This window comes from Streptomyces sp. NPDC003247, assembly GCF_042888135.1.
Lineage (GTDB): Bacteria > Actinomycetota > Actinomycetes > Streptomycetales > Streptomycetaceae > Streptomyces.
Genome location: NZ_JBIAPF010000004.1, coordinates 217,233 through 231,642, shown reverse-complemented (window position 1 = coordinate 231,642; position 14,410 = coordinate 217,233). Strand labels below are relative to the sequence as shown.

Genomic DNA, 14,410 nt, shown 5'->3' with positions numbered 1-14,410 from the left:
TGAGCGGTGGGAGAGGCCGGTGGAGGGGAGGGGGCTACTGGTCCATCAGGATGCGGTAGATGATCTGCCGTGCGTTCCGGACGGCGGCGAGCGCCTCCTGGGTCTGTTCGGGGGTCGCCCCCGACGACGTCAGCTGCCGGGCGGCGGCCTTCAGCCGCTCCATCTCGATCCGCAGCGGTCCGGAGTTGTGCTCGTCGTCCGGATCCGGCTCGACTTCGACGCCTTTGCCGTCCCGTCGTTCGAGAGCGCGCTCGCGACCCGCGTCGGTCAGTGAGAAGACCTTGCGTCCGTGGTCCTCGCTGCCCTTGACCAGGCCGCTGTCCACGAAGGACTGGAGCAGCGGGTACACGGACCCGGGGCTCGGCCGCCAGGTGCCGCCGCTGGCCGCCTCCAGGCGGTCCATCAGCTCGTAACCGTGGGCTGGTCCGTCCAGCAGGGCCGACAGAAGGAGGTTCGGTACTCTGCCCCGGCGCATACGGCGACCCTCACCGCGGTCGTGACTTCCCCTGGCCATTCCACCCGTCGCCTTCCGGGGGAGAGCTCTCGGCTCACCCACTCGTTATCCCGCTCGCAAGGTCCCGCGCGCAGATCCTGCTCACAGATATATCGACATGGTATCAGCAGCACTCTGAACAGCTCCGCCGCGGTCATGGAGTCATGGCCGGGGGGATGCCGTCGCCCTGCCCCTCTGGCGCGGTGGGCGATCCGCCGGCGCGGCCCGCGGGACGGGAGGACTTCGCGGGGGATCGCGCGAACCACAACCCGCTTCCGCGCCCGGGAATGCGACGCGCTCGCACTCCCGGGCCGTCACCCCCGCAGGGGGCGCGCTCGTCCCATCGGGGGACTGTCAGCCAGGTGGACCAGTAGCGATACATAGTGATATAACGCGGTAGGGCTGCTTTCACTGCGAGGCCCTCACCGGCGTCCGTGCCGCGCTCTCCCAGGTGTGCGGCCGACGGGACGTGAGGTGCGGGCACCCGGCCTGCGGGGGACCGCTCCACCGGACAGCCCGTCCCGTGTCCCCTGTCCCCAGCCCCGGCTGACGCCCTCCCGGCCGTCCGTCGGACACCCCGGCCCGTGACCGGAGGATCGATGATCACCACCCTGCACGACACGCTCGACCCCCGCGCCCTGCGGGACGCCTACGGCTGCTTCCCCAGCGGTGTGGCCGCCGTGTGCGGCCTCGTCGGGGGCGAGCCCGCCGGCCTCGCCGTCAGTTCCTTCACCCCGGTGTCGCTGGCCCCCGCGCTGGTCGCCGTCTGCCTGCGGAACTCCTCCGAGAGCTGGGCCGCGCTGCGCGGGCTGCCGCGCCTCGGCGTCAGTGTCCTGGCGGAACATCAGGGCCGCGTCGGACGGCAGCTGTCACGGGGGACCCAGGCCGAGCGGTTCCATGGCGTGGACTGGGAGGCCGGCGGGGCCGGCGCGGTCTTCGTGCACGGTTGCGCCGGCTGGTTCGAGTGCTCGGTCGCCACCCTGGTGCCGGGCGGCGACCACACCGTCGCCCTGCTGCGGGTGCACGGTCTCGCCCGGCCCGAGGGGCGCGCGCCCCTGGTGTTCCACGGCGGACGCTTCCACGGACTCGCGCCTTCGCGGGACGATGGCGAGACGCGTTGACGGGCGGCGCTCGCGGCACCTGAAGTGCGCCGACGGCTACGGCCACGTATGCCCGACGGCTTGCCGCGCTCTCGGCGTAGGGGCTTCGTGATACATCGGGAATGCTCGCGTACGCCTGGATCGCCACACCTCACGACCGCCGTCCCTTGCGGCCGGCGGGCAACCTCTGGCTATTGATTGTCTTGACAGCGATTATTAGCGATATATCATCGACATAATGGAGAAGGGAGATGACGTGTACAACGAAGACTTCCCACCCTTGTACGACCCCTACGGCGTCGGTCGTGGCGGCCGCCGCGGCCGGGGCCGGGGCTGGAAGCGCGGCGGGCGGTTCGCGTACGGCGGCTACGAGCCGGCCGCGGGGCCGCCGGCCGGCTACGGCTACGGACGGCGTTTCGGTGCCGGCAGATGGGTGCTGCTGACTCTGCTCAAGGCGGAGAGCCCGCGCAGCGGGGCGCAGTTGCTCCAGGCGCTGGAGGCCCGGAGCTTCGGGCAGCGCTTCCCCGGCCCGGCCTTCGTCCACGGCACGCTGCGGCAGCTGGAGGTCGAGGGCCTGGTCAGCGGTACGGACGGGGAGAGCGAGTCCGGCCGCACGTATGAACTGACCGAGGCCGGCGCGGCGTACGTCGAGCGCCTGAACGCTTCGTCCGGCGCGCTCGCGCTGCCGTCGGACGGTGCCCTCGGTCTGCGCCGGGCGGTCCACGCGACGTCGGTGGCCGCCCGCCAGGTGGCCTTCACCGGGAGCGGCGACGCCACCGAGGAGGCTACCCGGCTGCTGGACGAGACCCGCAAGAAGCTGTACCGCCTCCTGGCGGACGACGGCCGATAGACCGGTGCCGGCCCGGATCGCGCCTCGGCGTCCCCGGCCGCGGCACGCGGTTCCCGTTCCATCCCCTCTCACCCACCCGGCCCGGCACCGGTGGCGCGCGGCGTCCCCGCACGCCACCGGACCGGCCCGACGGACACTCACCCAGGGAGCCCCATGGCAGGCAAGCCCGCCGGCGCGGTCGACAAGCCCGCGGAGAAGATCGACCTCACCGGCCACATCGCCGCCTCGCTCAACACCGCGATGGAGCGTGAACGCCCGGCGGTGGTCGGCGTGGTGGCCGTGGACGGAACGCCGTCCATCTCCTACCGCGGCAGCGTCCACGTCTACTCGCAGGACCAGGTCGCGATCTGGGTCCGCAAGCAGGACACGGGCCTGGCGGCGGACGTGACCGCGAACCCCGCGGTCTCGATCCTCTACTACGACCCCGCGCAGGGCCCCGACCCCGCGGTCGGCGCCCGCCGTATCGTGATCAAGGGCCGTGCCCGCGTCGACGCGTCGCTCAACGACGTCGTCTACGCCGGCATCCCCGAGGTGGAGCGCGAGCGCGACGCGGAGCGGCGCGGTGTCGCCGTCATCGTCGACGTCGACACCGTGATCGGTTTCGGTGGCACCGGCCCCATCAAGATGTCCCGCGACGCCGGATGAGGAACGGCTCGCCGACTCAGGCGAGCAACCGGCGACACCCCCTCGCGGCGGACTCCGGGCCTCCGAGCCCTGAGCCTCCACCGGCGCGCGCCGGCCCCCCGTGGCCGGCTGCCCGCCAACGGTGCACGTCAGCGGGGGTGCAAGGCCCCGCCCAATGGTTCCGCCCGGAGGGTTGACGCCTCTCTCGGACCCTCACTACGCTCGATAACGATAGGTCACGATACAACGACTGGTGGGCCGGCCGGCTCGGACGACGTCCGGCTGCGGCGCCCTGGACGTGCACCTTCCCCCATCCCCGCCCCGAGGCTCGCGCGGCCGGTGGGCAGCGAAAGGACATACTGTGCCCGATCTCGACGACAAGAGCACCGACGCTCACGCGATCCACCACGTCAACTTCCCCATCACCGATGTGGCGCGGACCGAGGAGTGGTACTCCAAGGTCTTCAACATGCGGCGCATCATCCCCAAGGGCCGCTCCGGCTCGGCGAACGCGCCGCAGATCCAGGCGCTGCTGATGACGCACGGCAACTTCGACCTGCACTTCTCGCCCATCGACGACATCGACCCGAAGACGCACTACCACTTCGCGGTCGAGGTGGAGGACTTCGAGGCCTTCCTGGGCCACCTGGACAGGCTCGGCGTCCCCTACGACGAGCCCTACAGCCGGCCGCAGAACAACTCCAGGACCACCACCATCCACGACCCCGACGGCCACCACGTCGAGATCACCCACCACGCCGACCGGAACTGGTGACCGGATGCCCTACGCAAGCACCGGGGACGGCCAGGTCTACTACGAGGTCAACGGCGAGGGCCCCGCGCTCGTCCTGCTCCACGGCGGCGGGGGCAACCACGCCGCCTGGTACCAGCAGGTACCGCACTTCAAGAAGAAGTACCAGGTCATCACCATCGACCTGCCGGGCTTCGGTCTCTCCCGGATCGAATCCGGCCGGTTCGACACCGGGACCCACCCGGAGGCGATCCAGGCGGTCCTCGACCACGCCGAGATCGACCTGGCCTTCCTGATCACCCAATCGCTCGGCGGTTACAGCGGTCTGTCGTACACGGTGAACAACACCGACCGCATCGCGGGTCTCATCATGACCTCGACCCTCGGCCCGGTCGGCGACGAGATCTCCGAGCTGAACGCCAAGGGACGCGAGCAGGTCAAGCACCTGTCGGTCGCCGACTTCCTGCTCACCAAGGAGTTCCAGGCCGAGGAGGAGGAGCGGGTCCACCTCTTCTTCCAGGTCGGCAGCTTCAACCAGACCGGCCCCGGCCGGCCGAACCGCCTCCGCAACTCCCTCCAGGGTTCGGTGCCGGTCCAGCGGATACGCGACGCCATCAAGGCCGGCGTGCACATCACGGTCCTGGAGGGCGGCGCCGACGTCATGGTCCACGCGCCCGCCTACGCCCGTCTGCGGGAACTCCTCCCCGAGGCGAACGTCCAGCTCGTCGAGGGCGCTCCGCACTCGGACTACTGGGAGAACCCCCAGCGGTTCAACGCGGTCGTGGACGAGATCCTCGACCGCGAGTACCACGCCGGCTGAAGAGTCCGCCTCCCCGCGGAGGCCACCCGAGGGCGGCCGGAGGCCGGCTCCCGGCCGCCCCCGGATCCGTAAGACCGGGATCACCGGTACAGCAACTCCGTGTCCGGGACCCGTGCGTCGGGTGCCTGATGCCGGGAGATCCCCAGTAACGAGCCGCGCACCACCGAGCCACAGAAAGCACCGAGGTGAAGGCGTTGCCCACCGAGAACCCGACATCCCAGGTCGTCACCGGCTGCCATGTGCTCGGTACGGACGACCTCGGCGACCCCGTGTGGGGCCATGTCTCGCAACGCGACCCCGGGGGCCGGGGCGTGTGGCTGAAGTCCGGGGGCCGCGGCTTCGACGAGGTGTCCGAGGAGGACGTCATCCTCGTCGACCACGACGGCGGCCTCCTTGCGGGCACCGGCACCCCGCCGAAGGAGTTCCCGCTGCACACCGAGGTCCTGCGGGTCCGCGGCGACGTCCACAGCGTGGTGCACGTCCACTCGCCCCACGCCATCGCGCTCGCCGCGACCGGGGCCCCGCTCCACTCCTTCTCCAACGGCGCCGGCCCCTTCGCCGACGGCGTCCCCCGCTTCGACGAACCCATCGGCCTGATCCAGACGCCCGAACTCGGCGCGGCCGTGGCCGACTGCCTCGGCGACGCGCGCGGCCTCTTCCTCGTCGGCCACGGCATCATCGCCGTCGGCTCCGGCGTGGCCACCGCCGTCACCACCGCGATCCTGCTGGAGCGCGCCTGCCGGCTCCAGCTCCTCGCGAACTCCGCCGGCGGTGTCCTGCCCCGGCTGCGCAACCCCGGCAAGCGCTATGCGCACGCCGAGACCGACCACTACCTCCTGCGGACCTGGGACTACCTGGTCCGCCAGGCGACGGCCCGGCAACTCCGGCACACGTGAGGACGCGCCGCATGCCGCGCGCCACGCTCCCCGTCCCAGGAACCGCGGCGCCCGGCCGCGCGGTCCGGCGGCGGTGGCGGCGGCCTGCGCGCGCGGCCGGCGCGCTGGCCGGCGCCCCACCGGCGGGCGCCGCGGGCGGTTCGTCCGCACCGGCACCGGGCCACCCCATGAGCCCGCTGCCCCCACCCCTTCCACCGCACCTCAGGAGCCGATCATGACCAGCCCTCAGCCCTCCGGAGCACCCCGGGGCCGCGGCGGAAGGCAGCGACTGCCCCGGCGCCGGGTGACCGTCGCCGAGGTCACCTCGGTGACCCCCCGCCTGGTCCGGGTCCGGGCCGAAGGCGACCTGACCGGCTGGACCGCTGACGGTCCCGGCGCCCACCTCAAGGTGTTTGTGCCCGGTCCCGACGGCGGCAACGTCATGCGGACCTACACGGTCCGGCACGTCGACGCGGACGGCGGCGAACTGACCGTGGAGTTCGGCCTCCACGCCGACGGCCCGGCCACCCGCTGGGCCTCCGCCGCCGCGCCCGGCGACACGCTGGAGATCTCCGGCCAGGCCCGGGGAGGGTTCTTCCCCCGCTCCGGCACGTCGAGGATCGTGATCCTCGGCGACCACTGCGCCCTGCCCGCCATCGCGACGATCCTGGAGTCCCTCCCCGACGGGACGCGGGCCGAGGCCGTGATCGAGGTCGTCGGCCTCGAGGACCGTATCGACCTGGACGGCCCCGTCGGCGCGGACATCACCTGGACCGCCGAGTCCGGCCGCCCAGGAGGCCAACTGGTCGCCTTCGCCAAGGCCTTGACGTTCTCCGACGAGCCCACCGAGGTCTGGGTCGGCTGCGAGGCCGGAGTGATGCGGGAGATCCGCCGCCACCTGCTGGCCAGCGGAGCGCAGCTGCCCACGGCCCCGCCCGTCGCCGGTGCGCCCGTCCTGCACACCCGCGCGTACTGGAAGCTGAACACCGCGAACCACTCGGACCACGACACCGGCGAGGACGACTGACGCGCTGACGCGTGCGAGGGAGTGCGCGGCGCCCCGGCCCCGGCCTCATTGCACCGTGCCGCCGCGCACTCCGTCACGCCGTCACGCGGAGAGGCCCGTCACACCGACAGGCCGTCAGGGCGGCTCCTGCTCCGTCGGCAGTTCCACGTACACCACTGCGTCCACGACGACGACCGGGTAGGGCGGCATCGCCCGCGGCAGGGCACCGTCGTCGCCTCCCCGGTGGTCACTTCGCCCCGGCTCCTCGGGTACGGCCGGTGGGTGCGGCCACCGGGGCGAGCCCCTGGACCGCCGACGTGAGGTGCGATCCGTGCGCCGTCGAGGAACGGCACCACGCCCGACAGCTCTGGCTCGCCGGCGAACGTGCCTATGCCAACAGTCGCCGAGCGGACGAAGCACGTGGCTTTGGGCAGGTGAAAGCAGACGCGTCCTGGCGGGGACGGCAGCGCGGGTGGGGGACCATCGCCTACTGTCCCGAGCCGACGGTCCACCCCGACGAGCCGCTGCCAGCGGTCGTCGAGCGGGTGCTCCGTTCGTCGGTCCCACCCGATGCAGTCCCTGCGCTGACCTGCCGTGTATGCGGAAACCGGGACAACACCAGCACCTGGCACGACGGCTTCTCTGCGACAACCCCGTGGCCGCCGACGGAAGCGTCGAACTGCTGGGGAAGAAGCCCGCAGAACAGCGCAGCGAGGACCGTATCGTCTTCGACCTGACCGCCGTACCGCCTGGCATCGAGCGCATCGTGATCGCCGCGAGCCGGCACGAGGGAGCACGCTTCGACGAACTCGACGGAATGCGGGCCACGCTGGCCGACTCCTCACATCGGGAATCCGGTGGGTGCGGGTGTCCGGCCGGCCGTTCGTCGCGCTGTCAGAAGGCGGGGCGCCATCAGCCCCCGGCTCCGGCTCGCCTGCCCCGCCGCGCCTCCTGAGTGCCGGCGTGAGTGCGGGCCGCCTGATCGTCGCCCCGCAGCTCCGGCTCGCCGGCGGACACCTCGCGGAGGCCGATCGCACCCGGACCGCCGGCCTGTGCCGTGACGTCGGCGAGGTGTCGTCCGTGTCCGGTGTTCACTCTGTGTACATCTTAAGTTCCCTTGCAATTACCTCGTAATTCTCAGCTCCTTCTCACATGGCGCCAGTTTCGTTGCTTGCGCGGTCGACGGGACCGCGGAAGAAAGGAGGCGCACTGTGGCACTGCCGGTGACCAGGTGGTGGAAGACACAGAGCCAGCAGACGGAGGCGCAGGAGGCGGAGGCCCCGGAGAGCCCGGAGGCGGAAGAGCCGCTGCATGTGGCCAGCAGGCTGCACGCGTTCAACCGGTTCGAGCTGAAGTACCTGGTGCCGGTCGAGCAGGCCACCGAGATCAGGGACGAACTGGCCGAGCGCATGGACCGGGACCTGAACAGCCCGGTCGGCGGCTACGGCGTCTGGAGCCTCTACTACGACACCCCCCAACTGCGGTTCTACTGGGAGAAGATCGAGGGGCTCAAGTTCCGCCGCAAGCTCCGCGTCCGCCACTACGGCGACCTCGACGGCGTCACCGACGAGTCACCGGTGTGCGTGGAGATCAAGCAGCGGGTCAACCGGGTCACGCAGAAACGCCGCATCACCCTGCCCTACGGGGTGGCCCGGCAGCTCTGCGACGGCCGGCAGATGATCGAGCACTCCGCGAAGGAGAGCGCCTTCGTACAGGAGGTGCTGGAACTCGTCATCAGGCTCAACCTCCAGCCCACCGCGATCACCGGCTACCAGCGCGAGGCACTGGTCGGCCGGGACGCGGACACCGGACTGCGGGTCACCTTCGACCGGCGCATCCGCGGCCGCGACCGGGACTTCCACTTCGGCATCGCCACCCCCGAGAACCGCTTCACCATCCCGCCGCACCTGTCGGTGATGGAGATCAAGGTCAACGAGCGCACACCGCACTGGATCACCGACCTGGCGGCCCGCCGCAACCTGAACCTCATCCGGGTCTCCAAGTACGTGCAGTCCATCGAGGCGTTCGGCCTGGCCCCCCGGTCCGTCTTCCACGTCCACGAGGCGGACTGTCCGCCGCCCACCCCCACCCCAGAGCCGCTGCCCCAGCAGCGGTCGGCGCACGACGCGCCCTTGAAAGCAGGAGCACAGTGAACTTCGATCTTCAGGAACTCAGTGGCACGTTCAGCGTCGCCGACGTCGTCGCGGCCATGGCGCTGTCGTTCGTGCTGAGTACGCTGATCGGCTACGTGTACCGGTACACCCACCGCAACGTCTCCTACAGCCAGTCCTACGTCCAGACCCTCGTCATCGTGGGCATGATCGTCGCGCTGATCATGCTGGTCGTCGGGTCCAACCTCGCCCGGGCGTTCTCCCTGGTCGGCGCCTTGTCGGTGGTCCGGTTCCGGAACGCGGTCAAGGAGACACGGGACGTCGGCTTCATCTTCCTCGCCATGGCGATCGGCATGGCCTGCGGTGCCCGGTTCTACACCCTCGCCGCGGTCGGCGCCGTGGTGGTCTGCGTGGTCATCCTCGTGATGTTCAAGTTCAACTGGTTCGCCCTGAACGTCCAGCGCCAGGTCGTCAAGGTCCAGGTCCCCGCCGGCGAGGACTACACCGCGGGCATCCGTGACGCCCTGATCAAGTACACCAGCGAGTTCGAGCTGGTGAGCACCGAGACGGTCCGGGGCGGCGCGCTGACCGAGGCGTTCTACACGGTGCGTCTGAAGAAGGGCGCCGAACCGGGCGACCTGGTCTCCGCCCTCCAGGAACGGACGTCCGGCCAGCGGGTGACGGTCCTGACCGGTTACGACACCACCGACCTGTGATGTCCGCCGACGGTACGCCGACGCGCCCACGCCGCCGGCTGAAGGACCGGATACCGGTCAGGCTGCGCCACCACTGGAGACCGGCCGGAGCCCTCTGCGCGGGACTGGCCGTCGCGGTCTACGCCTTCGGAGACGCCCGCGTCTCGCCGTACGTCACCTCCTCGTCCCGCACCGAGGCCGACGTCATCACGGAGAACATCGAGGGCACGGTCGGGCTGTACGACTCCTCCGTGGCCCACTCCATCCAGTTGGAGTACCAGCAGACCGACTTCGACAAGATGATGAAGGAGTTCCGGGACGACGGCACCAAGGAGTACATCGAGGCCGACCTCACCATCGACGGCGTGTACCTGAACGACGTCGGGATCCGCCTCAAGGGCAACTCCACATTGATGTCCCTGCGCGGCGACGGCCAGGGCGTGCCTGGTGGCGGCCAGGACATGCCCGGAGGCGCCGGTGCCGGGCAGGGCGGGCCGGCCCCGTCGCAGGACGGCGGGACCGGTGGCCGGGGCCGCGGCCAGAACGGCGGCGGCCCCGGCGCGACCGGTGACGCGCCTGGTGACGCGACCGGCGACGCGGCCGGCGGCATGGCAGGCCCCGGCGGCATGACGATGTACGACCTGTCGGAGGATAAGCCCGAGGAACTGCCCTGGCTCATCAAGATCGACGAGTATGTCGAAGGGCGTGCCTACCAGGGCGAGCGGGAGATCTCGCTCCGCCCGGGCAGCGGTGACGAGGTACCGCTCAACGAGGCGCTGTCGCTGAACCTGATGGACAGCACCGGCCAGAAGAACGAGCGTTACTCCTTCACCTCGGTCAAGGTCAACAACCGCCCGGCCAGCACCCGGCTGATGGTCGAGAGCCCCGACACCGACTACGCCGACTCCATCGGCGACGGCAACGGCGTGCTCTACAAGGCGCGGGCCGGGGGGAGCTTCGACTACAAGGGCGACGACCCGACCGAGTACGAGACGTCGTTCAAGCAGCTCAACAAGGTCGGCAGCCAGGACCTGGAACCGGTCATGAAACTCATCAAGTGGGTGAACGACGCATCCGACGAGGAGTTCGAGAAGGAGCTCGGCCGCTACGTCGACATCGACTCCCTCGCCACCTATGTCGCCGCGCAGAACCTGCTGTTGAACTCCGACGACATCGCGGGACCGGGCAGCAACTACCTGCTCTACTACGACCTGGACACCAAGAAGTTCTCCGTACTGGGCTGGGACTACAACCTCACGCTCTCCGGTGACGCGACGGCCGGTCCGGACGACGACCTCTCCATCGGCGGCATGATCGGCGGCGGTGGCGGGACGGCCGCACCGTCCGGCCAGGAGGCCGCCGAGGGGATGCCGTCCGACGCACCGGCCGGTATGCCGTCCGACGCACCGGCCGGTATGCCGGAAGGCGCACCGTCCGGCATACCGCAGGACCTGCCGGAAGGCGCCGAAGGGATGGCGGGCGCGATGTCCGGCCACCCGTTGAAGGACCGCTTCCTGGACTCCGACGCCTTGGACGGCGTCTACAAGACGGCGTACCGGAAGCTGTACGACGCCTTCTACGGCTCCGGCACCGCGCTGAAGGCACTCGACCGCATCGCCGATCAGGCCCGTGCGGCGGGCGCGGACGGCACCGGCCTCGACACCGCCGTCGACAAGCTGCGCGGCACGGTCAGCGACCGCGCTGCCGCACTGGCGAAGAACAAGGAGGTCACCGGCTGAGCACCGGACTCCGGACAGCCGTCCCGCACGGGTGGCCGTCCGGAGTGCTCCCGCCTTCCGTGCCCCCGCAGGAAGCCCAAGGAAGCAAGCCCAAGGAAGTCCAAGGAAGTCGAAGGAAGTCCTCATGTCCGCAGCGTTGCCCAGCGCACCGGCGACCCGGCACACCGTCCTCGTCGTCGAGGACGACCTCAGCATCCGCACCCTGCTCACCTCCGCGCTGCACGCCGCCGGATACGCGGTGGCCGTCGCCGGGACCGGCCGGGCCGCCATGTTCGAAGCGGGCCGCACCCAGCCGGACCTGATCGTGCTGGACGTGGGCCTGCCGGACACCGACGGGTTCGAGGTGACCCGTCACCTGCGCGCGGAGGGCGTCTACACACCCGTGCTGTTCCTGACGGCGCGCACCGACATCGAGGACCGCATCATCGGGCTCAGCTCCGGCGGCGACGACTACGTCACCAAGCCCTTCCACGTCCAGGAAGTCCTGCTGCGCATCCGCGCTATCCTCCGGCGCAGCGCCGCCCAGACGCCCGCCGCGGACCGCCGCTTCCCGCTGCGCTACGCCGACCTGGTGCTGGACGAGCAGACCCACGAGGTGCGCCGCGGCGGCCTGCCCGTACAGCTGTCACCCACCGAGTTCCGGCTGCTGGCGGTCCTGCTGTCCCAGCCCGAACGGGTGCTGGACAAGAGGGAGATCCTCTCCCGGGTCTGGCACTACGACTTCGCCGGCGACGCTCGGATCGTCGACACCTATGTACGCAACCTCCGGCGCAAGATAGACCGGGTTCCGCCGCAGCTCATCCAGACCGTGCGCGGCGTCGGCTACTGCCTGCGGGCGGCACAGCAGGACCCGGGACAGGCGGCGCCGTGAAGGACCGGGCACGACACATCTGGCCGCAGCGCCTCCGGCCGCGCTCGCTGCGGACCCGGCTGGTCCTGGGCACCACCCTGCTGGCGACCTCGGCGGTCCTGCTCTGCCAGGCGGCGGGCCTGACCGTCCTGCACGGCTGGCTGACCGATCAGGTGGACGGCCGGCTCACCCGTTTCCAGCTCCTGCCCGGCATCGACAGCAAGGCCGCCCAGGGCGTCGCCGCCCGGGCCGCACAGCGACACGACGTCCTGCCCTCCGACTACCGGGTGTACTTCTACGACCGGGACGGACACCTGATGGCCGCGTCGCTCGGCGGCGGCGAGGACGGCGGAGAAGGCCCCGGGCTGCCGTCCTCCGAAGGCTCGCTGGAGCTGCCCAACGGCCGGCCGGGGACGGTCGAGGCAGCCGACGGCGAGGGACGGTGGCGCGTCATCGCCCGGGACGGATCCGACGGCATGCGGGTCGTCGTGGCCCTGCCCTTGCGGGCGGTCGACGAGGCGACGACGAAGATGCTGTGGTTCAGCCTGGTCGTCGGCGTGGCGGTCGCCGCGGGCGTGATCGTCTCCGGCCGCCTCTCCGTCGGACTCGGACTGCGCCCCCTGGCCCGGGTCGAACACACCGCACGCCGCATCGCCGACGGCGAGTCCCAGCTCCGGATCGCCGACGAGCACGCGGTCACCGAGGTCGCCCACCTCAGCCACGCGCTGAACAGCATGCTCGACCGGCTGCGTGCCGCGCTCCAGCGCAGGGAGGCGTCCGAGCAGCGCCTGCGCCGTTTCCTCGCGGACGCCGGCCATGAACTGCGCACCCCGCTCACCTCGTTGCAGGGATTCGCCGAACTCCTGCTGCACGCGCCGCGGATGGACGCCGAACGCCGCGACGAGGCGCACCAGCTCATCGTGCGGAACGCCGAGCGCATGAGCCGGCTCGTCGACGACCTGATCCAGCTCGCCCGAGTGAGCGAGGCGCCCGCCGCCCACCACGAGCCCGTGGACCTGCTCTCCCTGGCAGCCGACACGATCACCGCCCTGGCCGTGCACCATCCCGACCGCCGGATCGGACTGGGCGCGCTCGGCGACGACGACCGCTCTCCGGGCGGCGAGCTGGACGTCGTACAGACCGCCGGCGACCCCCACCAGCTCGGGCAGATCCTCACCAACCTGCTGGCGAACGCCTGCACGCACACCCCGCCGGGAACACCCGTCCGGGTGCGCGTGGGCGGCCTGCGCGTCCGTTCCCGCGGACCCGGCAGGGACGGGCCCCACCGCACGAGCGCCCATCCGCCCCTGCCCGTCGGCAGCCAGGTCGGCGTCATCGAGGTCACGGACGACGGGCCGGGACTCGCCGCACCCGACGCGGCCCGGATCTTCGAGCGCTTCTACCGCGCCCGGCCCACGGACCCGGCCGCCGCCACGACCGGCTCCGGACTCGGACTGGCCATCGCCTCCGGCATCGCCGCCTCCCACGGCGGACGCCTGGAACTCGACACCCGCCCCGGCCGGGGGTGCACGTTCCGGCTGCTGCTTCCCCACGGGGCGGTCCCGGCCGCCCCGGCACCCGTCACTCACAGCAGGAGGGCACCGTGAAACTGAGTACCGTCCGACTCCGCCACGGCCGTACGGCCGCCGCGCGACTCCAGAAGAAACACTGTGTGCTGCTGCCGTACCCGGACGTCGGCGCCCTGATCGCCTCGGGTGACGGCTGGCAGGAACGGGCCGCCGCCGACACCGGCGAGCGGCCCCGCCTGGAGGAGGTCTCCTTCGCCCCCCTGCTGCTCCGGCCGCGGCACGTCGTCCGCACGGGACTCAACCCCACGTCCCGCACCGCCGCCCCGGACCGGCCCGCCGCCCCGTCCTTCCAGGTGGCCGACGACGATCTCCTGATCGGAGCCGAGGACGACATCGCGCTCCCGGACGAGGCGGCAGAACTGCGCTGGGGCGCACAACTGGGCGTCGTGATCGGCCGCCGCGCGCACGCCGTGACAGCCGAGGCCGCGCTCGGACACGTCGCGGGATACACGGTCGTCAACGACGTCATGCCGCCCGGCGGGCACGACGGGCCGCGCGCCGCCGTGCCCACACCGGTCGGCCCCGCCCTGATGACCACCGACGACGCGCCGATGGGCGGACGCGGCCTGACGGTGACCTGTGTCGTCGACGGCCGGGTCGCGCAGAAGTTCAACACCTCCGACCTGCTCTTCGACGTGGCCACGACCATCGCCCGGGTGAGCGCGCTCGTCGCCCTGCTGCCCGGTGACCTGATCGCCGCCGGCACCCACGGCGGCCGGAGCACGGACCCGGACCCGGCGCTCCTGGTGCGTCCCGGTCAGTTCGCGGTCACCACGGTCAAGGGCGTGGGGGAGCTGCGGAGCACGGTCGGGTCCTGACTCACAGCCACCTCTCGGTTTTCTTTCCCCGGTCTCCCAGGCCGCCGGGCGAGGGTCGTGACCAGCGCGTGATCCGTGCGCAGGAGCCG

General features: G+C 71.3%; 14 protein-coding genes and 1 pseudogene. 14 read left to right on the top strand and 1 reads right to left on the bottom strand.

What is annotated here, in order from left to right:
- Window positions 1-34: 34 nt before the first annotated feature.
- Window positions 35-475 carry a PadR family transcriptional regulator gene (locus ACFYWQ_RS14675; RefSeq protein WP_389516327.1) on the bottom strand — a complete coding sequence of 147 codons (441 nt, stop codon included), beginning with the start codon at window positions 473-475 and terminating at the stop codon, window positions 35-37.
- A 617-nt stretch (window positions 476-1,092) separates the two neighbouring features.
- Here ACFYWQ_RS14675 and ACFYWQ_RS14670 point away from each other — a divergent pair.
- From ACFYWQ_RS14670 to ACFYWQ_RS14605, 14 genes and pseudogenes are all read left to right on the top strand, one after another.
- Complete coding sequence (locus tag ACFYWQ_RS14670) at window positions 1,093-1,614, top strand: flavin reductase family protein (RefSeq protein ID WP_389516324.1); 522 nt, start codon at window positions 1,093-1,095, stop codon at window positions 1,612-1,614.
- A 217-nt stretch (window positions 1,615-1,831) separates the two neighbouring features.
- Window positions 1,832-2,443 carry a PadR family transcriptional regulator gene (locus ACFYWQ_RS14665; protein ID WP_389516322.1) on the top strand — a complete coding sequence of 204 codons (612 nt, stop codon included), beginning with the start codon at window positions 1,832-1,834 and terminating at the stop codon, window positions 2,441-2,443.
- Between the two features lie 153 nt (window positions 2,444-2,596).
- Window positions 2,597-3,088: a pyridoxamine 5'-phosphate oxidase family protein gene (locus ACFYWQ_RS14660; RefSeq protein WP_389516320.1), complete on the top strand. Its 492-nt coding sequence runs from the start codon at window positions 2,597-2,599 to the stop codon at window positions 3,086-3,088.
- A gap of 340 nt (window positions 3,089-3,428) precedes the next feature.
- On the top strand, window positions 3,429-3,842 hold the full coding sequence (locus ACFYWQ_RS14655; RefSeq protein ID WP_389516318.1) for a VOC family protein: 414 nt from the start codon (window positions 3,429-3,431) through the stop codon (window positions 3,840-3,842).
- Window positions 3,843-3,846: 4 nt separating this feature from the next.
- Window positions 3,847-4,638: an alpha/beta fold hydrolase gene (locus tag ACFYWQ_RS14650; protein WP_389516316.1), complete on the top strand. Its 792-nt coding sequence runs from the start codon at window positions 3,847-3,849 to the stop codon at window positions 4,636-4,638.
- A gap of 194 nt (window positions 4,639-4,832) precedes the next feature.
- Window positions 4,833-5,534, top strand: coding sequence for a class II aldolase/adducin family protein (locus tag ACFYWQ_RS14645; RefSeq protein ID WP_389516314.1), 702 nt, complete (start codon window positions 4,833-4,835; stop codon window positions 5,532-5,534).
- 214 nt (window positions 5,535-5,748) lie between these two features.
- Entirely contained in the window at window positions 5,749-6,540 is a 792-nt protein-coding gene (locus ACFYWQ_RS14640; protein ID WP_389516312.1) for a siderophore-interacting protein, read from the top strand.
- Between the two features lie 625 nt (window positions 6,541-7,165).
- A pseudogene (locus ACFYWQ_RS14635) lies at window positions 7,166-7,363 on the top strand (TerD family protein); the annotation flags it as partial.
- A gap of 469 nt (window positions 7,364-7,832) precedes the next feature.
- Entirely contained in the window at window positions 7,833-8,672 is an 840-nt protein-coding gene (locus ACFYWQ_RS14630) for a polyphosphate polymerase domain-containing protein (RefSeq protein ID WP_389517395.1), read from the top strand.
- Window positions 8,669-9,346 carry a DUF4956 domain-containing protein gene (locus ACFYWQ_RS14625; protein ID WP_389516310.1) on the top strand — a complete coding sequence of 226 codons (678 nt, stop codon included), beginning with the start codon at window positions 8,669-8,671 and terminating at the stop codon, window positions 9,344-9,346. The genes ACFYWQ_RS14630 and ACFYWQ_RS14625 overlap by 4 nt, the downstream gene beginning before the upstream one ends.
- Window positions 9,346-11,064: a CotH kinase family protein gene (locus ACFYWQ_RS14620; RefSeq protein ID WP_389516308.1), complete on the top strand. Its 1,719-nt coding sequence runs from the start codon at window positions 9,346-9,348 to the stop codon at window positions 11,062-11,064. The genes ACFYWQ_RS14625 and ACFYWQ_RS14620 overlap by 1 nt, the downstream gene beginning before the upstream one ends.
- 124 nt (window positions 11,065-11,188) lie before the next feature.
- Window positions 11,189-11,935: a response regulator transcription factor gene (locus tag ACFYWQ_RS14615; RefSeq protein WP_389516306.1), complete on the top strand. Its 747-nt coding sequence runs from the start codon at window positions 11,189-11,191 to the stop codon at window positions 11,933-11,935.
- On the top strand, window positions 11,932-13,521 hold the full coding sequence (locus ACFYWQ_RS14610; RefSeq protein ID WP_389516304.1) for an ATP-binding protein: 1,590 nt from the start codon (window positions 11,932-11,934) through the stop codon (window positions 13,519-13,521). Before ACFYWQ_RS14615 ends, ACFYWQ_RS14610 begins: the two co-directional genes overlap by 4 nt.
- Window positions 13,518-14,321: a fumarylacetoacetate hydrolase family protein gene (locus ACFYWQ_RS14605; RefSeq protein WP_389516302.1), complete on the top strand. Its 804-nt coding sequence runs from the start codon at window positions 13,518-13,520 to the stop codon at window positions 14,319-14,321. Before ACFYWQ_RS14610 ends, ACFYWQ_RS14605 begins: the two co-directional genes overlap by 4 nt.
- Window positions 14,322-14,410: the final 89 nt, after the last annotated feature.